19 protein-coding genes and 5 pseudogenes are annotated in these 24,299 nt (G+C 68.6%); 10 read left to right on the forward strand and 14 right to left on the reverse strand.

Annotated features, from left to right (window positions below; genetic code table 11):
- Nucleotides 1-243 precede the first annotated feature (243 nt).
- Nucleotides 244-1,794, reverse strand: a complete 1,551-nt coding sequence (locus ABZZ74_RS45500; RefSeq protein WP_356950008.1) for an alpha-L-arabinofuranosidase B — start codon at nt 1,792-1,794, stop codon at nt 244-246.
- A gap of 486 nt (nt 1,795-2,280) precedes the next feature.
- A pseudogene (locus ABZZ74_RS45505) lies at nt 2,281-2,618 on the reverse strand (transposase); the annotation flags it as partial.
- Between the two features lie 305 nt (nt 2,619-2,923).
- Between ABZZ74_RS45505 and ABZZ74_RS45510 the strand changes: the two are divergent.
- Nucleotides 2,924-3,142 carry a hypothetical protein gene (locus ABZZ74_RS45510; protein WP_356950009.1) on the forward strand — a complete coding sequence of 73 codons (219 nt, stop codon included), beginning with the start codon at nt 2,924-2,926 and terminating at the stop codon, nt 3,140-3,142.
- Between the two features lie 58 nt (nt 3,143-3,200).
- Here ABZZ74_RS45510 and ABZZ74_RS45515 read toward each other — a convergent pair.
- Nucleotides 3,201-3,392, reverse strand: a pseudogene (locus tag ABZZ74_RS45515) (transposase family protein); the annotation flags it as partial.
- Nucleotides 3,393-3,608: 216 nt separating this feature from the next.
- On the opposite strand from ABZZ74_RS45515, the pseudogene ABZZ74_RS45520 reads away from it, so the two are divergent.
- A pseudogene (locus tag ABZZ74_RS45520) lies at nt 3,609-3,908 on the forward strand (EthD domain-containing protein).
- Nucleotides 3,909-4,005: 97 nt separating this feature from the next.
- Here the strand turns inward: ABZZ74_RS45520 and ABZZ74_RS45525 are convergent.
- The 3 genes from ABZZ74_RS45525 to ABZZ74_RS45535 all read right to left on the reverse strand — a co-directional run bounded on the left by ABZZ74_RS45525 (nt 4,006) and on the right by ABZZ74_RS45535 (nt 8,032).
- Complete coding sequence (locus ABZZ74_RS45525) at nt 4,006-4,152, reverse strand: hypothetical protein (protein ID WP_356950010.1); 147 nt, start codon at nt 4,150-4,152, stop codon at nt 4,006-4,008.
- A 221-nt stretch (nt 4,153-4,373) separates the two neighbouring features.
- Nucleotides 4,374-6,407, reverse strand: coding sequence for a hypothetical protein (locus ABZZ74_RS45530; protein ID WP_356950011.1), 2,034 nt, complete (start codon nt 6,405-6,407; stop codon nt 4,374-4,376).
- 131 nt (nt 6,408-6,538) lie between these two features.
- Entirely contained in the window at nt 6,539-8,032 is a 1,494-nt protein-coding gene (locus ABZZ74_RS45535; RefSeq protein WP_356950012.1) for a hypothetical protein, read from the reverse strand.
- 1,115 nt (nt 8,033-9,147) lie between these two features.
- Here ABZZ74_RS45535 and ABZZ74_RS45540 point away from each other — a divergent pair.
- Nucleotides 9,148-10,026 carry a DUF3592 domain-containing protein gene (locus tag ABZZ74_RS45540; RefSeq protein WP_356950013.1) on the forward strand — a complete coding sequence of 293 codons (879 nt, stop codon included), beginning with the start codon at nt 9,148-9,150 and terminating at the stop codon, nt 10,024-10,026.
- 641 nt (nt 10,027-10,667) lie between these two features.
- Here the strand turns inward: ABZZ74_RS45540 and ABZZ74_RS45545 are convergent.
- The 3 genes from ABZZ74_RS45545 to ABZZ74_RS45555 all read right to left on the reverse strand — a co-directional run bounded on the left by ABZZ74_RS45545 (nt 10,668) and on the right by ABZZ74_RS45555 (nt 12,746).
- Nucleotides 10,668-11,237 carry a hypothetical protein gene (locus tag ABZZ74_RS45545; RefSeq protein ID WP_356950014.1) on the reverse strand — a complete coding sequence of 190 codons (570 nt, stop codon included), beginning with the start codon at nt 11,235-11,237 and terminating at the stop codon, nt 10,668-10,670.
- 163 nt (nt 11,238-11,400) lie between these two features.
- The gene (locus tag ABZZ74_RS45550) at nt 11,401-12,441 is read right to left on the reverse strand and encodes an IS3 family transposase (protein WP_356950015.1); all 1,041 of its coding nucleotides are present in this window, start codon (nt 12,439-12,441) and stop codon (nt 11,401-11,403) included.
- On the reverse strand, nt 12,438-12,746 hold the full coding sequence (locus ABZZ74_RS45555; protein WP_356950016.1) for a transposase: 309 nt from the start codon (nt 12,744-12,746) through the stop codon (nt 12,438-12,440). Before ABZZ74_RS45555 ends, ABZZ74_RS45550 begins: the two co-directional genes overlap by 4 nt.
- Before the next feature lie 131 nt (nt 12,747-12,877).
- Between ABZZ74_RS45555 and ABZZ74_RS45560 the strand changes: the two genes are divergently transcribed.
- On the forward strand, nt 12,878-13,246 hold the full coding sequence (locus ABZZ74_RS45560; protein WP_356950017.1) for a hypothetical protein: 369 nt from the start codon (nt 12,878-12,880) through the stop codon (nt 13,244-13,246).
- A 62-nt stretch (nt 13,247-13,308) separates the two neighbouring features.
- Here the strand turns inward: ABZZ74_RS45560 and ABZZ74_RS45565 are convergent.
- Nucleotides 13,309-13,572 (reverse strand): annotated as a pseudogene (locus tag ABZZ74_RS45565) (sodium:solute symporter); the annotation flags it as partial.
- Between the two features lie 31 nt (nt 13,573-13,603).
- Between ABZZ74_RS45565 and ABZZ74_RS45570 the strand changes: the two are divergent.
- Complete coding sequence (locus tag ABZZ74_RS45570) at nt 13,604-13,789, forward strand: Imm51 family immunity protein (protein ID WP_356950030.1); 186 nt, start codon at nt 13,604-13,606, stop codon at nt 13,787-13,789.
- A 48-nt stretch (nt 13,790-13,837) separates the two neighbouring features.
- Here ABZZ74_RS45570 and ABZZ74_RS45575 read toward each other — a convergent pair whose 3' ends face one another.
- Both ABZZ74_RS45575 and ABZZ74_RS45580 read right to left on the reverse strand, forming a co-directional pair.
- Nucleotides 13,838-13,993: a hypothetical protein gene (locus ABZZ74_RS45575; RefSeq protein ID WP_356950018.1), complete on the reverse strand. Its 156-nt coding sequence runs from the start codon at nt 13,991-13,993 to the stop codon at nt 13,838-13,840.
- A gap of 436 nt (nt 13,994-14,429) precedes the next feature.
- Entirely contained in the window at nt 14,430-17,333 is a 2,904-nt protein-coding gene (locus ABZZ74_RS45580) for an AAA family ATPase (RefSeq protein WP_356950019.1), read from the reverse strand.
- 957 nt (nt 17,334-18,290) lie between these two features.
- On the opposite strand from ABZZ74_RS45580, the gene ABZZ74_RS45585 reads away from it, so the two are divergent.
- Nucleotides 18,291-19,004, forward strand: coding sequence for an ATP-binding cassette domain-containing protein (locus ABZZ74_RS45585; protein WP_356950020.1), 714 nt, complete (start codon nt 18,291-18,293; stop codon nt 19,002-19,004).
- A gap of 542 nt (nt 19,005-19,546) precedes the next feature.
- A complete protein-coding gene (locus ABZZ74_RS45590; RefSeq protein ID WP_356950031.1) occupies nt 19,547-19,771 on the forward strand; it encodes a zinc ribbon domain-containing protein in 225 nt (74 codons plus the stop codon).
- Nucleotides 19,772-19,834: 63 nt separating this feature from the next.
- Here ABZZ74_RS45590 and ABZZ74_RS45595 read toward each other — a convergent pair.
- A pseudogene (locus ABZZ74_RS45595) lies at nt 19,835-20,476 on the reverse strand (glycoside hydrolase family 2 TIM barrel-domain containing protein); the annotation flags it as partial.
- A 97-nt stretch (nt 20,477-20,573) separates the two neighbouring features.
- Nucleotides 20,574-20,972, reverse strand: a complete 399-nt coding sequence (locus ABZZ74_RS45600) for a VOC family protein (RefSeq protein ID WP_356950021.1) — start codon at nt 20,970-20,972, stop codon at nt 20,574-20,576.
- A gap of 318 nt (nt 20,973-21,290) precedes the next feature.
- On the opposite strand from ABZZ74_RS45600, the gene ABZZ74_RS45605 reads away from it, so the two are divergent.
- From ABZZ74_RS45605 to ABZZ74_RS45615, 3 genes are all read left to right on the forward strand, one after another.
- A complete protein-coding gene (locus tag ABZZ74_RS45605) occupies nt 21,291-21,899 on the forward strand; it encodes a toxin (RefSeq protein ID WP_356950022.1) in 609 nt (202 codons plus the stop codon).
- Nucleotides 21,896-23,089, forward strand: a complete 1,194-nt coding sequence (locus ABZZ74_RS45610; protein ID WP_356950023.1) for an MAB_1171c family putative transporter — start codon at nt 21,896-21,898, stop codon at nt 23,087-23,089. Before ABZZ74_RS45605 ends, ABZZ74_RS45610 begins: the two co-directional genes overlap by 4 nt.
- A gap of 96 nt (nt 23,090-23,185) precedes the next feature.
- Entirely contained in the window at nt 23,186-24,289 is a 1,104-nt protein-coding gene (locus tag ABZZ74_RS45615; RefSeq protein ID WP_356950032.1) for a DUF6545 domain-containing protein, read from the forward strand.
- Nucleotides 24,290-24,299 lie beyond the last annotated feature (10 nt).

Consider the following 24,299-nt stretch of genomic DNA (forward strand, 5'->3'; position numbering starts at 1 on the left):
CGCCGTGGCGGTGAGCAGTCCGGCGGCGAGCGCGGCAGTGGCACCGGCCGCCAGCAGCGCGCGTCTGACGCCGCGTATCCACGGTGGCTTGATCACGAAGGAACTCCTTCACAGGGCGGGATGTGATGTGAGCGTCGACGAACCCCCGGTGTCCGGCTGTGCGGACGGCGCGAGTTTGGTTGACGCCGCCGGGTCCGGTGCGGATTCGTCCCTCTCGGCACCGGACCCGGGGCTGGTCGCCCGTCAGCTCCAGGGGGAGGCGGCGAGCCAGCTGGTGTCCTGGGCCCAGTTCGAGGTGGTGTCCCAGGTGTTGGTACCGCCGTCGCTTGCGACGTAGCCGCTGAAGCTGTAGTGGCGGATGTACTTGGCCGGGTAGTTGTAGGACTGCAGGGAGTAGCCCGTGCCGCTGTTTCCCGGCTTGGAGCAGAAGGTGGCGTCGGCGGCGAACTGGCTGGTGCCGTCGTTGGGCTGGAGGTGGAGCTGGAAGGCGTAGTGCCTGATGAAACTGCCGGGGGTGTTGGCCGACTCGAAGGAGACGCAGTTGCTGTTGGCCAGGCCGGCGCGGACGATCCAGGTGGCGTCGCCCTTTACGGTGGTCGAGCTGGTGGAGGTCACCGGCGCGATCACGACCTTGTCGTCGCTGGTGTCGTGCTGCAGGTAGTCGCCGGTGCAGCAGGAGGTGGTGGCCTGCAGCGACACCTTCGCGCCCGGGGTGAAGGGGGTGGTGGTGCTGTAGCCGGCCGCGGTGATGTTGGCCTGGACCGCGGCGTCGGTGGCGTCGGAGGGGTAGCCCTGGACCATGGCACCCTCGTAGAAGGTGCCCGCGCTCGCGTTGCGGTTGGTCTGGCAGCAGTCACCGCCGCTGCCGAGGATGATCGCGCCCTGCTTGTGCATCGGGCTCCATCCGCTGGGCAGCGCGCCGCTGTAGAGCTGCGTCAGGCTCCCGGACTGGGCGTTGGCACCCTTCAGCGCCATCTGGGTGGTGCCGTTGTTCTTGAACATCGCGGTGACGAAGCGGCTGGTCTCGGAGACCTGGTTGGGGTTCCACGCCTTGCTGCCGCCGCTGAACAGGCCGTTTTCGATGTCCGCCTGCACCCACGGACCGGTTCCGCTGCAGCCGCCGAACCAGCATTCCGTGCCGAAGTTGATCGCGTCCATGGCGCCGTTGCCGTCGGCGTGATGGTCGGTCTCGGTGTTGCCGTAGTCGAAGCAGCAGCCGTTGTTGACGTGGGTGCCGCTGGTGATCATGTACTCGCCCTCGGGTGAGCTGCCGGTCGGCACGCCCCCGGCGGAGTTGTAGGCGAAGTAGCTGTTGCCGGGGTTGATGTAGAGCGCGTACGCCTTCTGGCCGCCCACGCTCACCGCCTCGGTGTTCGCGGTGGCCGCCGCGTCGGCGCCGCCGGTTCCGCCGGGTCCCTGGTAGACCAGGGTGTTGCCGCCGCCGGTCTGGTCGTAGAGGCGGGTGATGGTGCAGGTGGTGCCGGCGCAGAAGGAGTCCTGTGCCGCGGCGTCGGCGACTCCTCCGGCGGACAGTACCCCGATGTTCTGCAACGCGCTGTCCGATGCTCGTTGCACCTGGTAGAGGGGGCCGTCGTAGGCGGCGAAGAGCGCGCGCGTGGTGCTGTGCGCGGCGACGCACGGGGTGCCCCCCGCCGCGTAGATGTCGCAGGGCTCCTGCGTGGTGGCGTGCGATGTGCCGCTGAAGGCGACCAGGCCGACGCAGGCGAGCGCGATCGAGGCCAGGGAGACGGACACTCTGCGGCGCAGTCGGCGGAAATGGAACAGGGCAGGCACCTTGAACTCCCTTGTTCATCGGTACGGAGCGGGCAGGCCGCGCCCCCAACCGGCATCGCGGTGGGCTCTGGGGAGCGGGCTGATGGCGGGCTGAGGTGGGTGAACGTGTCCGGCGACCGGGGACAGGCATCGGAACACGCACTGGAATTGTTAGCGCTAACAATTTTGGTCGGGCTGGGTTCTCGGTCGATCCTGTGAGGTGGGTGGACGTGTATGGTGAGCGGGCCCAAACGCGGGTGGCCCCGGATTGTTAGCGCTCACAATTTGAGGAGCAATCAGACCGCCACTTGGTCGGCCGGATCAAGCCATGACTATCGGCGAACACCTCATCCGCGTCAAGAGGTTGAACCGCAAGTTCCACGAGTGCGGCGATGAGGGGCCGCACTACCAGATCGCATCTCATTTGGTGGGTCCGCCGCAGCGGAGCAGGGCGCAGGCGACGGCGGTGAGGCGCTCGACAGGTCAGCGATGGCGGCGCCCCGTGTTGAGGGCTCGTGCGTTCACCGAGTCGATCGCGCAACGGGACCACTCCTGCTCGCCACGGACGCCGAGTTGGAGCAGGCGACGGAGCTCGGTCCACACCCCGGCCTTCGTCCACTCGGTGAAGCGACGGTGAACGGTGGCCCCCGAAGGGCCGAACGAAGCGGACGGCAACTGTTGCCACGTACAGCCCGACGTCGCCACGAAGACGATCGCGGCCAGCACTTCCCGGTCACCGTGCCGCCGTCGGCCGCCGCCTTGAGGTCGCGACGGGGCTCGGGAACCACCCGCTGGAACACTTGCCACAACTCGTCCGGCACCAGCCGCTCAACGATCGAGACCACGACCGGAGCCTATCGAGCCAAATGAGATTCCGGCTCACAGCCGCCCCGAGTGCCAGCACGCCGGGCAGTGCCGTGCCGGCATAAGACCGGCCTGATCCCCGCCACACCCGTCCACCTGGGGCACCTGGGGCGTCACCCTCATGGCGCAGCACCCCGCCGGAGCGTTCGGCACGGCCGCCTTCACCTGACGGATCACCACGCCGACGGGTGCTCCCCGGGCCGGATACTCGGCAATCCCGGCACCCCGCGCACTACCGGCACCAGCCCCATATGCGCGAAACCGGCACACCCCGCACGCTGGAAACATGCCCACTGACCAGAGCGTCATCATCTATCCGCCGACGGAAGACGGCGGCCGGCGTGTCCGCATCGGCGATCACTTCGTCGGGATCGCCTATGGGCTCCTGGACGTAGCCGTTCTCCTTCAGGAGGCCGGTCTGCAGGACTGGGACGAGATGGACGTCGCGGGGTCCGCCCTCATCGAATGGCGCGGTGGCGGCCCTGACCAGTGGAAAACGTCATGACGCCGGAGCTCCTCGAATTCCGACACATGCATTCAGTGAGGCTTTTTCATTATCGGTCTTAGCTGGCCAGATGCAGGGTGAGGACAGCCTGGATGGGGCGGGTGATCCGCGTGGTCGAGCACCGGAGCTTGCGGAGAAGTCGCCAGGACTTGAGGGTGGCCATGGCCTGTTCGACGAGGGCGCGGATTCTGGCGTGGGACCGGTTCACCGCCTGCTGACCGGTGGACAGGGTTTCGCACCGTCCCCGGTACAGGCTTGCTGCCATGGACAACGCGCAGATCACCGATACCGCAGTCCCCGCCGCCGAGGGCCTGCCGTCAACGGTGGTGTGCACCCGACCGGTCCCGGCGCGCGTATCGGCGCATTCCCTGGCTGGTGATACCGGGCCGGCGAATCATCACTCGTCGAACAGAAACGGACAGGCATCATGATCAAAATGGTCATCACGTGCAAGCGTCGCGAGGGCATGACTCATGACGAGTTCGCCCACTACCAGCGGAACATCCACAGGCCGCTCCTCATGTCCATCCCGGAGGCGAAGCAGTACATCCGCCGCTTCGTGGTGTCGTATCCCGTCCCCGCGCCGAACTATCCCTAACCGGACTACGACTCGGTGGTCGAGACATGGTTCGACACGATGGACGACCTCAACGCGCTCTTCTTCTGCGAGAACTGGCTGAAGACCGTTGACCCGGACCACAAAAACTTCATCGACCTGAACAGCTTTGGAAGCATCATCTCCGAAGAGGAGGTCGTCGTCGGCTGAGAGCCCGCCACCGAGTTCGCCACGGCCTCCACCGACAGCCGGGCGGGACCAGCAGGCCCAGCCTGGGCAGAGGCCCGGCCCGCTGCGCTCAACGCGTCTACTGCAGCGGCTCGCGCGCATCCTTGTCCAGATCACCGCGCAAGGTAACGATGCGCACGCCGTCGACCGTGGTGAAGAAGGCTGTCGAGGGATCGGGCCGGGCTGGATGAGAGACAGAGCTCTTTCCAACGGCCAGGCCGTCCATCGCTTCCCCCTCGGCGCGTACCGCTCGCCGGTCCGCGCTCTCGCCGGCGTCCCGCGGGAGGCGCGCCCCGCAGGACGGGACAGACAGGACCCTGGCATGTCGTGCGCTTGGAGCGCATCCGTGAAACCCCGTAGTTCCAGGTACGTGACCAGGCCTTCCTGGCGTCCGTGCTGCAGGAGCACATGGCGCGCCCTGCGGCACATGGACGGTGCGCGCACAGTTCACTGCCGTATGAGGGGGAGTCGGAGGACTCCGCGGTCGTGTCCGACGATCACATCGGGGCCTGCGGTGGCCAGGCAGGTGACCGCCACATCCAAGGCGATGTGCTGCACCGTGCCGCTCTCCGGTTCCCATACCCGCAGTCTGTGACCGTGTTTTCTGCCGGTGACCAGGACAGTGCGCCCGTCGGGCAGGGTGGTGCCAGTGATGACCGGCAGACCGGCGGTGCTTGTTGAGACGGGCAGACCGTCGCCGATCGGGGCGCCGGTGGCTAGGTCCCACAGCATGACCACGCCGCGGTTGTCTCCCGTAGCCAGCACGGTTCGGTCGTGCGTGGGCACCGCCGCCACGGCTGCCACTCGGTGGTCGGCATCGGCGAGCGCACGTGCGCTCAGCTGCACGGCCGCGCCTCGTGCCCAGGGGTCGTCGACGGCCGGATCCCACACGTGAAGGCGGCCCCCGGTGTCCGAGGCCGCGATCAGCGTATGGCGGACAGAGATCGGGATGGCGGCGATCGACTGGATCGGACTGCCATAGGGGTTGAGGCGCCCGACAGACTCACCAGTGACTGGATCCCACAACCGGACAGCGCCTCGGGGGGTGGCGGTGACGAGCAGGGTGCGGCCGTCGGGGACGGTCGCGGTACACATTCCGGTCACCCCGCCGGGCCAGTTGCCGGCCGGTTCGCGAACCGGTCGCCCGATGACGGGGTCCCATACGGCGATCGTCCCGGTGTCGCCTCCGCTTGCCAGGAGGATGCGGCCGTCGGGCAGGGGCAGGGCCGTCATCGTGCAGATACGGTCAGGATGTCCTGGCAGCGGGTCATGGACGAGTCGGCCGTCGGCCACGTCCCACAGGCACACCACGCCCCTGTCCCCGGCGCCGGCCACGAGCGTCGGCTGACCGGAGCGGGATATCACTGCCAGTGAGTCGACACCCCCGAATGAACCGGGCGCGGAATCGGAGAACACCGATATACGGCCCCAGGATGTGCCGTCGGCCGCAAGCAGAGCGTTCCCCTCCCGCCGGAACCTGGTCGCTGCTTCATCTGTTCCGCCCGCCGCCGCTGACTCTCCCGTGGCAGCCGACCAGCCGGAGTCCGTCCACGCCTCCGTCAGATGGCTTTGAGGGCGCGCACCGTTCGGATTCTCCGCCAGACCGTCAGCGATCGCCCATGTCTGCTCGCAGTCCCAGCAGCGGAAGTGTCCGGTGAGCGACATCAGTTTGCGGGCCCATTCCCTCCCGGCCCGTTGCGGAGCGCCCTTGCACGCGACCAGGCCGGCGACCAGGCACAGGACGGCCTGCCCCGGTGTCTCGGGGGGTACGCCTGCCGCCGCGACTTCGCGTGCCACCCGCAGGAAGGGCTCCCACCCCTCCCCCAGCGCCTCCTCCCGCAAGGCTGCGGCGACCTCGCCCCAGGGATGCCCTCCTTGGCGGACATGGGCGGGATCAGGCAGCCCCGGAGCCTCGACAGGCGGACGCACCGGGTCCACGAAGAACCCGGGGATCTCGGTATCGCTCCCGCACCCGGGACACAACATCAGCAGCTCACTTTCCTGGGTATCGGGAAGCTGCTGCAGAGCCTCGCCCGTGTGGTGGCCGGCGAAGGCCACACAGGACAGGGCGAGGTGGGCGTACATCTGCGCGGGTGTGCCGGCGGCAAGGAGGCTTCGGGTGGCCGCCCGCTCGGCCAGACGCACTGCGGCGCTGAACCCGGCGTCGAGGTCGGCCCGGATGGGGGGCCGGTAATCGGCGGTCATGATGAATCCCAGGTCCACCCAGAAGTCCACGGTCTGTCCCGGAGGCAGGGCTGCAGCCGCTTCGACGAGGTGCGGCAGAGCCGCATAAGCTCCGCTGGAGACGATTCCGTCGTCCATCAGGCCGCCGGTCAGCTGCGTCCAGGTCTGCCTCCATTCGTCACCGGTCCCGGTGACGGCTGTCGAGGCCATCTGCTCCAGGAGTGCTCTCACCTCGTCGGCCGTCACACCCTCAAGATCACGCCAACTGGGGTCGTGCAGGGGCAGCTTCGGAATCATGGAGTGAGTCTCGCAATCGTCGGTGACAAGTGAGGGGGCCTGCTGCTCCCAGGCCGGCGCCGCGTTGAGATGCTGTGGCCTGGCAGACGAGGTGCCGTGCGGCTCGGAAGGGTGTCGTACCTCGCGGCGGATCAGCTCGTCATCTGATCGACGACAACTGACACGGAACGGGGCACGATCCGCTCCAGTACCGGCAGGACAGGGTTCCAGCCGTCGAGAACCACGACCTGTGCGGCAAGCCTGCAAGCCTGGGACGGCTCGGACAGTTCCACGAGTGCGGCCAGTGCGCGGGCTCGTGTCGCACGGTAGGCGATCGAGCGGGTGAGGGCCTCGGCCCGGCCCGGATCGCCGCGCCGGGCCAGCTCCCGAGCGACCGCGATCAGTGCCTCGCCTTGTGCCCAGCGGTCGGTGATCGAGTGGACGAGGGCCTCGGCCCGGTCCGGATCGCCGCGCCGGGCCAGCTCCCGGACCACTTCGATCAGCGCACTGGACTGTGCCCGGCGGTCGGGGATCGCGTGGGCGAGAGCCTCAGCCCCTCCCGTGTCGCCGTAGCGGGCCAGCTCCCCGACGATCTCCGCCTGCCGCCCGACGCGCAGATCGGGCTCGAGCAGGTCGGCGAGGGCCATGGCCCGCTCGACCTGCCCGTGCCGGGCCAGCAGGAGTGTCACGGACCTCAGCAGAATGTCGTGATCACGGCCGTCGCCGGTCTCGAGCAGTGTCTCGGCCCGGTCGGCCAGGGCCAGGGCCACGTCCTGGTCGGCGGTTTCGGCGACCGCGTCCAGCACACATGCCATGTCCCAGGCATCGAGCGGGGATCTGGGTGAGGGCGGGAGAGCGTCAACCTCGTCCAGATCTCCTTCCTGGACCATGTCCTGGTCGGCGGCTTCGCCGAGCGCCCACCCACACAGCGTGCCATCAGCTCCGACGGCGGGTTCGGGTTCGGTGCTCATGAGGGCGTCGAGCCGGTCAAGGTCTCCCGCGAGCGCCTCGCGGGCCAACACTACCGCCAGGGGCCGTGGTTTGGACCACCCTGCCGGGTTGCGGGACCGGAAGCGGTCCTCCACACGGTCGGCGAGTGCGGCGGCCCGATCATGGTCGCCGGTGGCGACGGCCACCTCCACGAGGAGGGCGAGCACGTTTTCCGTCCCGTCGACGGGGTAAGAACTCACCTCGTCGTCGGCACGAGCGGCGAACCTGAGCGCCTCATCGATGTCGCCGCTGTCCGCCACCGCCTTCGCCAGCAGGGCCCAGGCCCAACCCCAGTTGTGGGGGTAGCGGATCCTCTCCGCCAGAGCGACAGCCCTGGCGCGCTCACCGGCACGGACCCATGCCGGCACGAGAGCGACCAGTGCCTGGTCTCGCTGCTGCCCTAGCGGAATCGACTCGGCCAATGCCTGGGCGCCGCACAGGTCTCCCGCGCCGGCCGCGGCTTTCACCAGCTCCAGAAGCTCCCTGCCCTGCTCGAGCTCGTCACTGATCGTGTACGCCAGCTCAGCCGCGCGGACGAGGTGGCCGGTGCGGGCGAGCGCACTCGGCAACCACCCGCCGGCGAGGTCGGTGCCTGGGGGCCTGCCCACCGACAGCCGGAGAATGGCCAGCAGACAGGGCTCGAACCCGCTTTGCACGATGTTCCTTCCGGCGTCGCTCTTCGGTGCCAGGCCGCGACGTCGCTCCCGTTCCCGCCTCATGAAAAGCTCATGCCCCCACTGGGCCAACCCCTCTGGCATGCCTGGTACTCCCTTGGTGAAGCTGGCCCCTGGCGACGCGCCCATTCACTCCGGCCGTTGTTGCCGGTGCGCGAGAGTGGCAGCAAACCCCGATCTGACGGAGTCCTGCCAGTGACCTGGTCGAGATGTTGTTCCCATTGGTGCGCAGGATGGCGACACTGCGCCCGCTCAGCTGGATCGCGGCGGAGATCCGCTCACCGTCTGTGCGAGCGATGCCGTACGGCCCCCGATGGCAAGAGCCCATCGGGGCAGGCCATATGGCGCACGGTCAGGTGGCCGCCGCCGTCTGCACCACCGCCCTCGACGGCAGCCTTGTGGAGCCTCTCGATGCGCCAATCCCCGCCGACGCCCGGTGAACAGGACGAGGACGCTGCCGTCAGGTCCCTTCAGAGTCCTACGCGTCCCGACGTCCTCATGGCCCCGCCACGTCACTCTGCCGATCGAGATCTCCTGCCGGCCGAAGGGTCGCAGCACGCGGCCGGTGGCCACCACGACGCCGTCCTCGAAGCAGTAGAGACGAGGCGCGGGGCCGCCCGCCCGTCGTTGGTATCGGGGCAGCGCCAGGACTGCGACCGAGGCCACGGCAGCCGTGAGGAAGAAGACGGCAACCGGCAACTGCGACCACCAGGAACTCCCTCCGGCGACGTTCACAAGACGGATCGAGGCCTCCCAGCCGGTCCAGCCTGCATGAGGAACGAACCATACCCACGCTGCCCCGTTGGGCGACTCGTCGGGGCACGCGAATGCCACGTGGCGGCCACAGCCATTGGCGGTGGCCATCTCCCCCACTTGTTCACGTTCTCGCATGCCGCACCCTGGATGAACATCCGTAGCTCTCCGATGCCGAGTGTTCCCGTCACGCGGCCCCCTGTCATCCGTGGAACTACGGAGATGGCCGACCTGACAGGGAAAGGTGGGTAATTCCACTGAGGACTTCCAGTCAAGCAACTGGAAGGCTTTCGCCGTTGTGGACAGTGTTCGACCTCACGTGTGGCGAGGCGGGGGATTGACGAATGTCAGGAAACGCGTTGTTGCTGCTGTTGGCCGCCGGCTTCGGAGGGTGGGCGCTGGTGGAGGCAGTCTGGTACGCGACAAGGTTCACCTCGGACCCGGTGGCGCACTCCGTCGCCTCCCGGGTCGTGCGGGTCGATGTACCGCCGCCCGAGACGGATCAAACGCACGGCCTGCCGGTGGCCGTGGCCTTCCAGGACCCGTCGACCGGGCAGGAGCTGACTCTGCGAACGTCCGGCGGGAAGAACGGCGCGCTGTACGTCGCCTGGGAGGGCATGCCGGTCTGGGTGCGTTTCCCGTCGGGAGAACCCTCCGCGTTCCGCGTGCAGAGATGGCCGGTCAGCCGGGGGCAGGAGCTGGCCGGCGCGTTCTGGGCCGCGGTGCTCTGCGCGGCCGTCCTGCTCCTGCGTTTCACGACCGTCCAGCACCACAGTTACGGCTGGGCCCTGCTCGGTCTCGGCGATGGCCTGACCGTCCTCCTCGCATACAACTGCGTCTGTGCCATCCGGCTGCGACGGCGTGGCCCGGCTCCGCTCGACGGTGCACCGACCGTTCCCGCCGAGGTCGTCTCCCTCATGCGCGAGGCCCATCTCAACGACGACAACGGCACGATCACCACCACATACACCTACACCGCCGTCGTCACCTTCACCACGCACGAGGGTCTGACGGTCGTCGGTATCGGCCCCACCGGCCTGAAACATCACGACGATGTCCCCCTCGGGACCCGCCTGTCCGTCCGCTACAGCCCCGAGGACCCCGCGACGTTTGCCTTCCCACCCTACGACCCCGATCCTCACCTCCCGGTGATCGCGTGGATCGTCGTGACGATCGTCTGGGGCGCGATCATGACACTGGCCAGCATGCACGCTCTCCTCTGAGCCCGCCAAGACGGGCCGGGCGGCCGGCAGCGCCGCGACGCCCGCCCCCCGCAGAGTCGTTCGGGATCCACAGAAACACCGCCGCGCAGTGGGCGGCTCTGGCCCAGGACAGCTGGGCCGGCTACCTCGCGGCCCTCAAAGCTACTAAGAACGACTGCGGATAGAGGCAGTTGGAGGTCTCGCGGTGTGACCGTGTTGTGGACGGGTGGCTGTTACTGGATGCGGGAGGTGGTTGCACCTGGCGACCGGGGCGGCCGACTTGCATGGTCCACGTCCGCAAGGCCAAGGGCACGAAGGGTTCGGGGCCGCGCCGTCGCAAAGTGGCCAGCATCATGCCGTGGGCGGTGGAGTCCCTGGAGGACTGCGCCGTCAACATCCGGCCTCGTACGGCTTCCCGGCCTGTCCGGTTCTCTGGCTCACCGAGCGTGGCGGCCGGCTGCGAGTGTGTGGGATCGAGGACCGCTTCGCGCTCTGCCGCGAGGCACTCAGGCTGCCGGAGGAACCGACGCCGCACTCATGGCCTGGACCACTACCAGGGGGTGGGCCGGGTGACAGCCACGACGAGGCAGTCACCCGGCCCACCGGCCCGCCTCGCGGTGTACGTGTCGTTCGTGACCGGGCCCGGCGGCACCTGACCGCGCTCATGCGCAGGCGCTGCCGGTGGGATGAGGGGCGGAATGACTGAAAACGGCTGCCAGGAGAAAGAAGGCGGTCGGCGCGGCGGACACCAACCACACTACGTACAGGGCCACGCCGTCGATCTGGCCGCCACGGCGACGCGCAATCGCCCACGCCGCTCTGCTGACGAGGGCCGCGACACCCGACGCGGCCACGAGACAGAGCATCGCCGCCGTCATCAGGCTCATGTGCCCGGGGAGGGGGCGAGAGGACAGACTGCAGGGCTCTGCTGCCAATTGCTCTGCTCCGGTGGTGAGAACCACAACGAGCAGCAGGTTCGCGACCGCCACGCTCGTCCAGGCGAAGCCGGCCAGCACCCCGTGCGCCTCTTGCCTGACGGCACTGATGAAGGCGCCGCACATCATCAGCAGGGACACGAACAAAAACAGCGCCGTCCAGCCGGCTCCGGCCTCGATGTCGAACCAGTGCCCGGTGGGGCGCAGGGGATCGCTCAGCCCACCGGCGAAGAACGCCTTGTACGCCAGCACCAAGGCGAACTCGAAGACGAGCACCACCAGTCCGTTGGCAGACACACGGGCCCTGGAGCCTCCCGTCAGTGACGCGGGCCAGAGAACTTGCCCGGCATTGACGTCTGCCTCCGGTTGCCGGCTTGCCGACCAACGTCGTCCGTCCATACTGATCACCCACTCGTGCTCCATCTTGACGGCGAGACTTCACACCATTTGCCGGTCGGTCTTAGAGGTGCGGGTCGCCCGGGATACCGACGATTTCAAGCCGCATACGCCAGCCGTATCGTGGAAAACACGGAACTCTCCACGTACCGGGTTGAGGTTCCCCCGGCGTGCGGGAGGTGCTGATCAGCTGGTCAGGGCGGGTTGACGGGGTTTCAGCTTCGTTCGTTCGGCCGTTGCCTGGTCGGCGTAGTGCTTCTCCTCGAACTCGATCGGGCTGAGGTAACCGAGCCGCTTCTGGATGCGCCGGGAGTTGTAGAAGGCCGTCGATGTACTCGAACAGCGCGAGATTCGCCTCGGCCCGGGTGGCGAAGACGCGGCCGCGGATGCACTCCGTTTGGAGGATCATCCACAGGTTCTCCGTGAGAGCGTTATCGTAACTGTCCCCGACCGAGCCCATGGATGCGTCAACTCCCGCTCTCAGCAGTCGAGTTGTGAGCTTCACGGATGTGTATTGGCAGCCGTGATCCGCATGGTGGACCAGCTTGCCCGGTTCGACTTCCCGGCTCGTGAGCGCGTACTCGAGGGTGGTCAGGACCGGGTCGGCGTCCGCGCGGGCGGAGGTCTCCCAGGCCACCACCCGGCGGGAGAACGCGTCCCGGATCGCCGAGAGCCACAGGGCCCCCTCTGCGGTGGTGATCATGGTGAGGTCGGTGACCCACAGCCGGTTCGGCGCCGGTGCGGTGAAGTCCCGTTCGACCAGGTCCGGGGCGAGTGTGGCCTTGGGGTCGCGGCGTGTGAAGCCGCCCCGGCGCGGACTGATCCCCGCGATCTCGGCCTCGCGCATCAACCGCTCGACCCGCTTGCGCCCCACGTGGACGCCCTCGCGCTTGAGCATGGCGTGCACGCGCGGCGAGCCGTAGATCCCACCGGAGTCGGCGTGGATCTCCTTGATCCGCTCGGTCAGCTCGACGTCACGGCGCACGCGTTCGCACGGCGCACGCTCAGCCTGTCGCCAGCGGTAGTAGGTGGAGGAGGCGATGTGCAGTTCCCGGAGTACGGGCTCGACCCCCAGGTTGGGGTGCTCGGCAAGGAGCGCGGTCACCTGGGCCGGGTCGGGTCGAGCTGCGCCGCGAAAAAAGCCGAGGCCGTCCGCAGGACCTCGTTCGCCCGCTTGAGCTGGGCGTTCTTTTTGCGCAGCGCGGTGAGTTCGGCGCGCTCGCCGGTGGTGAGCCGGTCGTCGCGCTCGCCGGCATCGGCCTCGGCCTGCCGGATCCAGCCGCGTAGGGCCTCCGGATGCACACCGAGATCGACGGCAAGCTTTTTGATCTGGGGCTTCGGATCGGCAGTGCGATACATCCGTACCGCACGCTCACGCAACTCCAGCGAGTACTTCCTGGGGGCGGCCATGGTCGATGTTTCTCTCACGAGTCCCATCTGACCCTCTGTCAACACACTCCGCATCTCGGGGGAACCTCACCTGTTTTATAGGCGGCGGCCTGCCGATGTCGGCAGCGCGATCAGCCAGTACAGTCGCCCACATGCCGACACCGATACTGCGGGCGATCGAGTGGGACGGGACGTCATGGGACGACCCGTCCGACGACCAGCTGCACGATCTCCTGGCCGATATGAGCTTGACCTGGCGGTTTGTCGTGGTCGAGCGACTCGACCGCGAACCCGCAGGTCAGCACTACATGCAGGTCTATCTCAACGACGACCTCAGTTACCAGGTTGAGTACCGCGACGGTGGCCCGGACATGCACTTCCATGCCCATGTGCCGCGCACGCACGAAGCGTTCGCCGTGGAGCCCGTTGCCGAAGTGCTACAGGGCTGGGCCCGCGGCCGGCCGGGCTGGCGTGAAGCACTTCCCTGGGCTCCATTGCCTTCTGGGGAACCAGTGCGATGAACCGGGTGCCCTCACGCAATGTCCGCGCCGCCATCGTCACAGCCACTGGTTGATGACTGCGATTGCAGGATCCAGACCCCGCCGAGGAGCTGGAGGTTGAAGGCGTCCTGGTCGCGCAGCCCGAACACGAACGCCACCGCGCCCACCTTCGCCGTCAGCGACACCGCCTTGGCGATGCGCACCTGCACCTTGGGCGTGGCCGTCGGGTGCACGTACTCGACGTACACGTTGCGCACGAAGCTGGTGGCCGCGGCGATCGACATCACCGCGGCCGGCACCAGCGCCCCCACGGTGATCGCGCCGAACACCAGCCCGGCCGGCAACGGCTATGGCTGGGAAGGTGTTGCCAGGTCCGCGGTGAGAGCACGCGCGCCCGATTTGGCTGAGCGGTTCAGCTACGACTCCGAGGCGGGAATGTTCGTCGTGAATGGCGAGGATACGGAGGCTCTCCGGAGGCTGGGGATGCTCCTTCGTGAGGCGTTTCGCAGCCGATCGGTACTCAAAGAATTCCTCGAGGCTGGGGACCCTGAGTGGTTCGATTGACGCTTCCCTGGGCCATCGTTGTAGGGGGAGTGCCTATGTCGGGTCCTTTCATGCGTCGAGAGTGGCCGTGACGACGACCGTGTGTCCACGCACCACCGCCGTCGCCATGGCCGAGACCCATGCGCTCAGGGGGTCGGAGGCTGGCAAGCCGGTAGTCAGGTCCCAGGTGCGCACGGTGTGGTCGGCGCCCTCGGTGACGACCATGGGGACGCCGTCAGAGACCGCTGTGGCGACCGCCAGGCAGGTTCGGTGCATCCGGCACGCAGCCGGCCGCCGTCCCCTCGGGGAGCGGTGAGGTCCTGGTGCGCACCGTGTGATCCTCCCCTGCGGTGACGGGGAGGTGACGTCCGTCCACCCGGTGGTGGCGACGTCCCACACCTGGCCGGTGTGCCCGGTGAGGGGCTCACTCTCCTGCGCGCGACGGAAATCCGGCGGTCCAAGCAGTTTGCCGCCATCTCTACCTGACGCTTCTGCCGCATACGGGCCACGCACCGAGCTGGTCCCGCAGGCACCGCCGTCACCCGGCCACCGCCCGCCGCGGAGGCCGAGCTTCTTACCGGTTACGTGCCTGGTCAGCCTTGTCCGGGATGGTGCAGGGGATCCCGACGGCGCAAGTGGACGCGGCCCGTGACGCGTTTGTTCATACGCGTCGGTCGAGGGCTGCACGCGTCATGAGGCCTGCCAGCGCCGAGCGGGACGGCACGGAGGTCTTCCGGTAGATGGCCGAGAGGTGGGTCTCTACCGTACGGCGGCTGAGGTACAGCTTCGTCGCGATGGCCTGGTTGCTCAGTCCTTCGGCGACGAGTTCGGCTATCTCCCGTTCCCGTGCGGTCAGTTGGTCGAGTTCCGTGGGTGTGGGTGTGGGTGTGGACGTGGGCCGGAGTTTCTCGGGTTGGGGACGGACGAGCGCGGCCAGGTCGGACAGCAGGCGTGCGCCGCCTTCGTCGGCGATGCGGCGGGCCCGCTCCCACATCACGAGGGCGCGCGGACCGTCGCCCGCGGCCTGCGCCTGCGCGGCCGCCAACAGCAGGGAGTACGCCTCCCAGAGCGTCGCGCCGGAGGGTACGTACGTCTGCCCGGCGCGCTCGAAGAGGTCCGCGGCCGCGCGGTTGTCGCCGTGGTACTGGGCGAGCGCGGCCTCGGCGCGCAGCGCCGCCCCGTGCTGGCCGCCAAGTCCCATCCGGTCGGCCTCCTCGACGGCCAGTGCGGCCCAGCGCGCGGCCTGCTCCGAGTCGCCAGTGGCGAGCGCCGTACTGACGAGGGTGTCCAGCTGGCCGGGGCGTATCGAGGGCTGCAGCCGGAGGAGTTCGGGGCCGCCGGCCTTCAGGATCGACTCCTGCGCGCGGTGCGGATCGCCGTTCACGAGCGCCGTGTGGCCGAGCACGCACCTGGCCAGCGAAGCCCACCAGTGGCTGCTTCGGCCGACCGTGGCCACGGCCTCCTCTGCGGTCTCCAGCGCCCTGGTGTCACCCAGGGGACAGTGCACAAGCAGGATCAGTGCTTTGAAGCACAGGGTGAAGGCCAGGAGGTCGCTGCTGCCGATCGCGCGTGCGACGGACTCCGCCTCCTCGGCCGACTCCAGGGCGGACGACAGCCGGCAGGTGTTGAGGTGCACGAAGGCCTTGCTGCTCAACAGGTGGGGCAGAACGTGGACTTGGCCGCCGCGACGGGCGATGTCCAGACCGCGGTCGGCATGGCGTTCGGCGTCGGCGTAGCGCTCCAGCAGGGCTTCCGCCCAGGCCAGCCACACCAGCGCTTCGCCCAGTTCCGTGAGGTTGGGGCCGGTCAGACAGTCCGCGATCCCGGCGGCGGCATCGGCGAACACTCGGGCGGCCGTCGTCTCCCCTTCATAGGCCTCTCCCAACGCCCCCAGGGCCAGAGCCCCCAGCTCTCCCATGAGGTCGCCGTGGGAGCGAGCCACCGCGAGCGTCCGCTCCATGTCGTGGCGTACGTCGGCATAAGAGACGGTGTTCAGGGCGGCCATGCCGAGCGCGAGTCCCAGGGAGACCACCTGGCGGGGCCCGGGACGGGGGCTACGGGCCAACTCCCGTTGCAGCATGGCGATCGCCTCCGGGGAGTGACCGAGGTGCCGTTCCAACGCCGCGCACAGCGCTATCGCATCCCCGCGCAGCGATGTGTCGTGCTGCCCGGATCCACTGATCAGTGTGTACAGCAGGTCGCGACTCTCCCGCAGACTCCCGCCCACAGCTAGGGCGCGGGCGCGGGCCAGCGTCAACTCCCCACGGTGCTGTGCGTATACGGGTATGAGCGGCATGAGCCGGAGTACGACGTCCAGCAGATGGGCGGCGGTCGCGGGCGCCGTATGGGCGAACTGGGCGGCCGCCTCGGCCAGTACGGCAGCCGCCGCGGGATCCCAGCCGGCCAGCGACCGCTCGACGTGATGAGCGCGCTCGGCGGCCGACGCTCCGGCCCTCGCCAGTGCGTCCGCCGCGCCACGGTGGATCGCGGCGCGGCGCGCTGCGGCGGCGTTCTCGTAGACCAGCGCCCGCAGCAGCGGGTGGCGCAGCGTCCAGCGGCCGTCGGATCCCATGCGCAGCAGATCGCGCCGGGCCAGTGCGTCGAGGCAGTCGTCGAGTTCGTCCACCGTGATGTGCGGAGTCGTCAGGCTCAGCATGGCGGGGGTGGCGTGGTCGCCGAGGACCGCCACCGCTTCGACGGCGCAGCGCTGTGCCTCGGTCAGCGCGCTCAGCTCGTCCAAAAGCAGAGATGCAAGGCCGCTCGGCACGCCGGACGCGATGCCGTCGTGGGCCCGGGCGGTGGCACCGGGCGACAACGCACCGCGCCGGTAGGCGTGCAGCAGGGAGCGGAGATAGAGCGGGTTGCCCTCGCTGGATTCGTAGATCTGCTTCGCGTCGGCCGCCGGCAGGTCAGGGGCGAGCGCCACGATCGATTCCTGCTCGGGCAGTGGGCGCAGAACCATCGGCAGTACGGCTCCGGTGTCGCAGCCGCGTGTGAGGGCAGCGGCGAGGGAGTGCGGTGTCTGACGTTGCCGGCGAGCGACGACCAGGAGGACCCGGCCGCTCACCGGGTGCCGCACCAGGTGGTCCAGCAGCTCCAGGGAGGCGGGATCGGCCCAGTGCAGGTCGTCCAGGGCCATCACCAGCCCGCCGCGCTCCCCGAGCCCGGTCAGTACCTCGGCCACGGCACGGTAGAGGCCGAACCGGTCGCGGCTGCCCGTGCCCTGCGCACCGTCGGCGCCCCGCAGCGCGGGCGCCGCCGCATCGGGCACGGCGTGCGAGTCGAGAAAGGCACGATCGACGTCGGCGAACGCGTCTGTGAAGGTCTGGAACGGAGTGTGCCGCTCGTACTCCGTGGCCCTGCCGCGTACCACAGCCAGCCCGAGCCGCCGCGCCCGCGCACAGACCTCGCTCAGCAGCCGGCTCTTGCCCATGCCAGCGTCGCCGACGACATCGACGACAGCGGGAACGCCGTCCTGCCCCAGACGGCTGAGCACCGAGCCGAGTCGCTCGAGTTCCTCGGCTCTGCCGACCAGCGTCGTCGCCGTCTCGTCCAACCCTGGCACCAGCGGGCCTCCCATCCCCAGCGAACGCAACAGGCCATATCTTCATACATCCGCCATTGCATGGACTCAGTCGGCCCACACGCTGGTTCCGCTGCTGGGGAGCGTCGACCGGCCACATCCGTCGCGGACGGCAGATGTCCCAGGCCGTCGACCCTCTGGGTGAGGGGCCGGCGGTGGGCGACCACCTGGCCGTGGCGCACTGTGCGGGACCCGGCGACGGGAGCAGCCGGTACACACCGATCCGGCTCCGTCCCGAACCGCGTCCGTGTCCCCGCCGGCGGCCAGTCCTTTGTCGTCCACGGCAGTTCTGTGCCGACCAGGGGTGCGCCTGTGTACGCCGCCACCAGGGCCCGGATGCAGGTGCCTTCCCGTCCCGGCAGGAACGCCGAGCGGGAAGCCCACGGCGCGGGTCCTGCTTCCGTCAGTGGACAGCCGGTGGCGCATGTGGGACGACACCTCCGTGCCCGTCGTCGTGGCCGTGAGGTCCAGAACTGGACCCGCACCGGAAGCGGTCAGCAACAACCGTTGTCCCTGCTCGCGGGCGACGACCGACGCTCCCTGGTACGACGGTTCGGCCGACCCGTGCAAGGCGACCGCGACCTGCGGCCACGCGGCCTGTTCCCGCCCCGACCAGTCGCCGTACGCCTGCCCTTTGCCGCCGACGCTTCCCTTGGATCTGCAAGATCCATTGTCTAAGTGTCGACGTCATGGGGGTCGCCTCCGCCTCGGCCGCACCCTCACCGCGGCCCGCCGCCTCGATGTCGCGGCAGCCGTGACCGGCCGGGCCAAACAACTCGCCGACGCCTGCGGCGCCGCGCACCTCAGCACACTGGTCGGTGAACTCGCAGTCAGCGCCTCCTCCGCGACAGCCGCGTGCGAACGCCTCGTCGAGGTGCTGCGCACGGACCGGTCGCGGAAAGCACCCCAGCGCCGGACCTCCCGCCGCTCGCCGAACCGGTGCGCGGCGCCATCGCCTTCCACGACGTCGGCTTCGCCTACCCCGGCGCCGCCCACCCCGTCCTGCACCGTGTCCGCCTCGACATCGCCCCTGGCACACTGCTCGCCGTCACCGGCCCCAGCGGCGCCGGGAAGTCCACCCTCGGCAAACTGCTCCTGCGCGTGTACGAACCCTCCGAAGGGCGCATCCTGCTGGATGGCCGGGACATCGCCCACCTGCCCGTCGACGAGGTGCGCCGGCACATCACCCTGCTGCTCCAGGACAGCATGCTCTTCGACGGCACCGTCAAGGAGAACATCGTCTACGGCCGCCCCGACGCGACCGACGAGGAAGTGGTCGCCGCCGCCATGGCCGCCGACGCCCACGACTTCGTCGACGCCCTGCCCTCCGGCTACGACACCCCCGTCGGCAAACGCGGCAGCCACCTCTCCGGCGGCCAGTGCCGCAGAATCGCCCTGGCCCGGGCCATGCTGCGGACCGCACCCGTCCTGATCCTCGACGAGCCGACGGCCGGACTCGACGACGCGTCGGCGGCCCGCATCATGGCGCCGCTACGACGCCTGACGGCAGGCCGCACGACCCTTCTCATCACCCACGACCTCCGCCTGACCGCCCAGGCCAACCTCGTCCTCCACCTGACCGACGCCGCGGCCACCCTCACGACCGGCCCTCTTTCGGCCACGCCCACCGCAGCCGAGCACGACGCGGCCTGAGGCCGCGCACAGGACCGGAGCCGTGGCTTTTCAGCCACACAGAACCAGTACTCTTCCGCTTGCGTCGTAGGGCAGTGTGCCGACGGCTTGGCCTGTGGGGGGACCACGTGAGCAGCGAGATCTACTTCAGCAACAACTACCGGGACCTGTGCGAGCGCACCGGCACCGGAGCGGGTTTCCAGTTCGAGTTCTCCTGCTCGCGCTGCTATGACACCTGGCGGTCGCCCTTCGAGGCGTACACGGGTGAGCGCGCGGCCAGTTGGCTCAGGAAGGGGACGGACCTGGCCTGGAGCCTCCTCGGCAACACGGGGCGGGGTGTGACGTCGGCGGCGGACGGGCTCGCGGGGGCCGGCTGGGGACAGGCCCGCGACCACGCGTTCCAGCGGGCGATCGGCAACGCGCAGGTGCACTTCAACCGCTGCGCCCGCTGCACCAACTACGTCTGCGGTCGCTGCTGGAACGCGGCGCAGGGGCTGTGTCTGAACTGCGCCCCCGACACCGCGGCCGAGGCCATGGCGGCCCAGCAGCGTGGCCTGAACGACATGGCCTCACAACGGGCCTACGCCGCCGGGCAGCAGGTGGGACAGAACTACGACCCCACCACGCCCCGGCAACTGGTCTGCCCCCAGTGCCGTACCGAGACCCACGGAGCCGCGTACTGCTCCGGCTGCGGCTATCACCTGGCCCAGTCCGACCACTGCTCCTCCTGCTCGGCTGTCGTACCGGACGGCGCGGCGTTCTGCCCCGGCTGCGGCACACGGAGGTAGCGCACCCATCGGCGGCGGCGCTGGTGGGCGCCGCCGCTCCCAGTCGCCCTTGCACCAGCGTGTCCGCAGGCTGAACGCGGCGCTCTTCGGGCGGCGTTCGCGGGTGAAGACGCCCTTCTTGTTGCCGTCGACGCGGAAGACGCCGGGTGCGGTGGCGAAGTCGGCGAAGTGCCAGACCTGTTCGCCGACCACGGCGTCGACCCGGTCGAAGACGCGGTGGTACACGTCGAGCAGCTCGGTCTGGTACTCCTCCGTCCACGGGCTCGGTACGGTGCTGCGCAGGCCGGGGTAGGTGTCGGCGCCGTACTCGGTGATGACGATGGGCTTGTCGTGCCGCTCGGCCCACTGGCGCAGTTCGGCTTCCAGTTGCGTCTCGGCCGTCGCCAGGTCGTCGGGGCCGAAGTACCAGCCGTAGTAACGGTTGAGAAGGACGACGTCGAAGAGGTCGGTGACCGCGCACTGGTCCGGTGATCCCATCAGCGCGTTGACGTAGGCGATCGGTCGGGTGGAGTCCAGGCGGCGGGCTTCGGCCGCCAGTGGTGTGAAGTAGTCGCGGGCTTCGGGCTGGACGTTGTCGGGTTCATTGGCGATGGACCACAGGACCACACTGGGGTGGTTCTTGTCGCGGGCCACCAGTTCCCGGATCGCCTGCAGATGGGTGCGCTGGGCGGCCTGTCCGATGGTGTCGGGTGAGAACGTCGACATCTGCTTGCCGGAGGCGAAGACTCCCCACCAAGGCCAAGCCGCGCCCTCAGCGCTAGGGCGACCATGAGGCTCGCAGCCCGGAGAGTCTCGAGCTGACTCACGAATCGGACGGTGCCAGGGTGCGCAGGACGTCGAACTCGTTGCCCTCGGGGTCGGCCATGACCACCCAGCTCCGGTCGGGGCCCTGCCCCACGTCCACCTTGGCTGCGCCGAGGTCGAGCAGCCTGGCCACCTCGTCGTCCGTACTGCCGTCGATCGGGCTGACGTCGATGTGGAGCCGGTTCTTCACAGCCTTGCGCTCGGGCACCCGGATGAACACCAAAGTGGGCGGCATCTGGCGGGCCCGGACCTCCTCGACGGTCGGCTCCCAGGAGCCGACCTCGACCTTGCCCTCGCTCCGGTCGATCACCTGGAAACCCAGGACGGCGCACCAGAAGGCCGCCAGCCGCTCCGGATCATGGCAGTCGACGACCAACTCGGTGAACCTACTGGTCATTTCTCCCCCAGACAGTACGGACGGGGGCTCAGCCTATGGGGCCGCGCACTGCGAATCTCCCGCTCTGCCCCTGCTCGGCACCGCACAACACTCGCATCCTTGGAAGAAGTGGGCGGTGGTTTCGTGCGGTGGCCTTCTTGCCGTCCCACGCCGGTAAACGCTCCGGTAAGGTCAGGACGACGTGACCAGGGAGGGCAAATTCCTTGTTTGGTGAGGCCTTTGAGCCAGCTCGAGCCGCGCTGTCCCCTCACTCGCACATCACCCTTCCGGACGCCGTGACGTGCGTCGTCGCCCTCCCCTCGAACCGTAAGAGCTGAGATGAATCCTCTGACCGGGTTGCGCGAGTGGCGACAGATGCGGCGCCGCGACAGGGACATGCAGCAGTTCGCCGACGTACTCATCGGTCCCATCCGCGAGCGTCTGGCCGGGGAGCAGGCCGACGCGTCGGGCGGGCCGCGTCCGCCTGACCCGGAAGCCCTGTTCCAGGCCCTTGTCGAGTCCGCGAGGCAATGGCGCGGTGATCGTCCGCTTGAGGTGCACCGAGTCCGCATTCCGCGCAAGTTCGGCGCTACTGGCATGTGGGTGGAGCGGCAGGATCAGGACGACGTGATCATTGAGGCGGATGCCGAAGTGTGGCACCAGGCGCAGATCCTCGGCCACGAACTCTGGCACATGAGGCAGAAGGACGGGCTGACGCCCGAACAGTTGGCGGCCGAAGCCTGCTCCACAACGGGGTCGGGGCATCTGCACGCCGCCCAGCCGGCGGCTGCGCGGTCCCGCTTCGACGAAGATCCCGAGAAAGAAGCCGAGTTGTTCGGGATTCTCGTGGGGCAGCAGATGCGGTCCCTGATGGATCGCGACGTGATCGCCGGCGACACGGCGCGCCGGATCGCCGATTCCCTCGGTTACCAGAGGAACCGCAGATGAGTGGGGCGATCAACTACATCAGTTGTGCTCTGCTGTGGATCGCGCTCCTGTTCCGACTGCCCGATCTGGCCCGACGCCGGATCGATCCGTCCTTGCGTGCCATCGTCGCCGTGCTGGGATTTGCCTCGCTGTGCTTCCTGTTCGGGGCTCCTCCGACAGTTGCGCTCATCAACCGGCTGACCGGTGTACCCAATATCGCCGCGCCGCTCACCTACGCGGCGATCACCGCGTACAGCGCGGCTTTGCTGATCCTGATCGCTTGCTGGCGGGACGGCCCGTCCATGCGTCGTACGACCCGAAAATGGATCTACGGTTACGCGGTTGTGCTTGCGGGCATCGCGGTCCTCTTCGCCGCAGGCAGCCCGGCCGAGGAACGGCGTACCGACTTCGACACCTATTTCGCGACGACTCCCTGGGTCGCCGAGATGATCGTGCTGTATCTGCTGGCGCACCTGACGGCCGTGACGGTCAGCGCCACATGGGCGCTGCGCTGGGCCCGCGAGAAGGAGGTTCGCCAGCGTCCTTGGCTTCGGGCCAGCCTCTTGACGATCGGTACTGGCACCGTGCTCAGCGCCGGCTACAGCATCTCCAAACTGGCTGCCGTCGGGGCACGTTGGTCCGGCCGGGACTGGCCTCAGTTGGGAATCTCCATTCCTCCGCTGTTCGCGGGGTTGGGTGCGTTGTTGACGGTGACCGGTGTCTTGCTGCCGCTGGCCGGGCATCACTTTTCGTCCTGGGGCGACTTCGTTCGTCTCGCCCCGCTCGATGCCGTGCTCGATCCGGTGCTGACGGATCGCGCCCTGCGACTGGAGCGCCCTCGCTCCCCCTTCTTGTGGGCTACCTGGCGCCGTAGCACCATCCTCAACGGCCTCCACGAGATCGAGACGCTTTTCGACAGAGGGCTCTACGACCACGTCGTGGAAACCGAGTTCAGGAGGCTGCAGGAGCGGGGTCGCCGACGCGGCCGCTCAGTGACCGCTCACGAACTGGCCACTTCCGCCGCATGGGCGGCCACCATCGCCGCGGCGGCACAGCAGAGCATCCGGCCCTCGGAGCCATCCGGTGAACCGGCCCCGTTGGCACTGCCGCGCAATCCAAGGATGCTGGTCCTGATCGCCGACGCCATAAGGAGATCCGAGCGTGAGTCTCACTACGCCGCGACCGACCCCGCCCGGGCCGGATCGGCATGACGCGCGCCACCTCCTGTACCCCACAGTCGGCGGAACGGAGCCCCCGGTATGAGCCTTGTCGTATATCTGGCGGCGTTGCTGTTAGTGGTGGCCGCGATGGTGATCCGCCGATCCCGTACGACCGCTCTCACCTCGCTGACGGTTCCTACCCGGGCGACCGCGTTTCTCGGCGCCATCTGCTTCATCTGCGCGGCTCCGGCGACGCTGGCCGCCGTCAACCGCGTCACCGGGATCCCGAACGTCGGTGCACCGCTGACCTACAGCTCCATCTCGGCCTTCAGCTGCTCACTGATCATCCTGCTGATCCACTGGAGGGGCGGACCCGCCCGGCAGATACGGCGGATGGTGCGGATCAGCATCGCGGTCTACGCCATGCTCATCCTCGCCATCATCGTGTTGTTCAGTCTCGCGGACGCGGACACCGAGCGCCTCACCGACCTGGACACCTACTACGCCAACACCCCGTACATGCGGGAGATGATCGTCCTCTACCTCCTGGGGCACCTGGCCAGCACCATAGTTCTGAGCGTGGTGTGTCTGAAGTGGGCGCGCGATGAAGTCACCGGTCTACTCCGCGTCGGACTCCGGCTGATCCTGGCGGGCCTGCTCCTGGACGTCCTCGGATTCGAGCTGACCAAAGTCACGGCGGTTGTGGCCCGGTGGTGCGGATACAACCTCGATTTCCTGTCGACGACGGTGGCGCCGCCCGCCGCTTCCCTCGGCGCGCTCATCTACTCCGCCGGGTTCGTCCTTCCGCGTCTTTCGGCGGCGGCATCGGAGAAGCAGAGCCTGGTCAACTACCGGGCGCTGCTGCCCCTGTGGACCGCAGTCAAAGATGTCACCACTACCCCCCAGGCCACCCCCCGATGGTGGCAGTTCTGGTGGCAACTGCCCAGCCGCCGCCTTTATCTGCTCGAAGCGCGCATCCGCGACGCCCTGCTGCAGTTGGCGGCTCAGGTCGACCAGCGCGTCGGCGAGACCGCTTATGCAGCCGCAGTGGGTCGTGGCGAAAGTCCCGACAGGGCCCGCATCGCCGCGGAGAAAGCGATGATCACGGATGGCATACTCCGGGCATCGGGGCGGATCGGCGGCCCTGCCGATCCGCCGGAAAAACTCCGCCTCACCATAGATCTGGTCGAACTCGCAAACGCCGTGAGCGGGACGCAGCATGCGGCACCGGATCACGTACGGGCACAGTGAACACGTACGA

The organism is Streptomyces sp. NPDC006476 (assembly GCF_040612015.1).
Lineage (GTDB): Bacteria > Actinomycetota > Actinomycetes > Streptomycetales > Streptomycetaceae > Streptomyces > Streptomyces griseorubiginosus_B.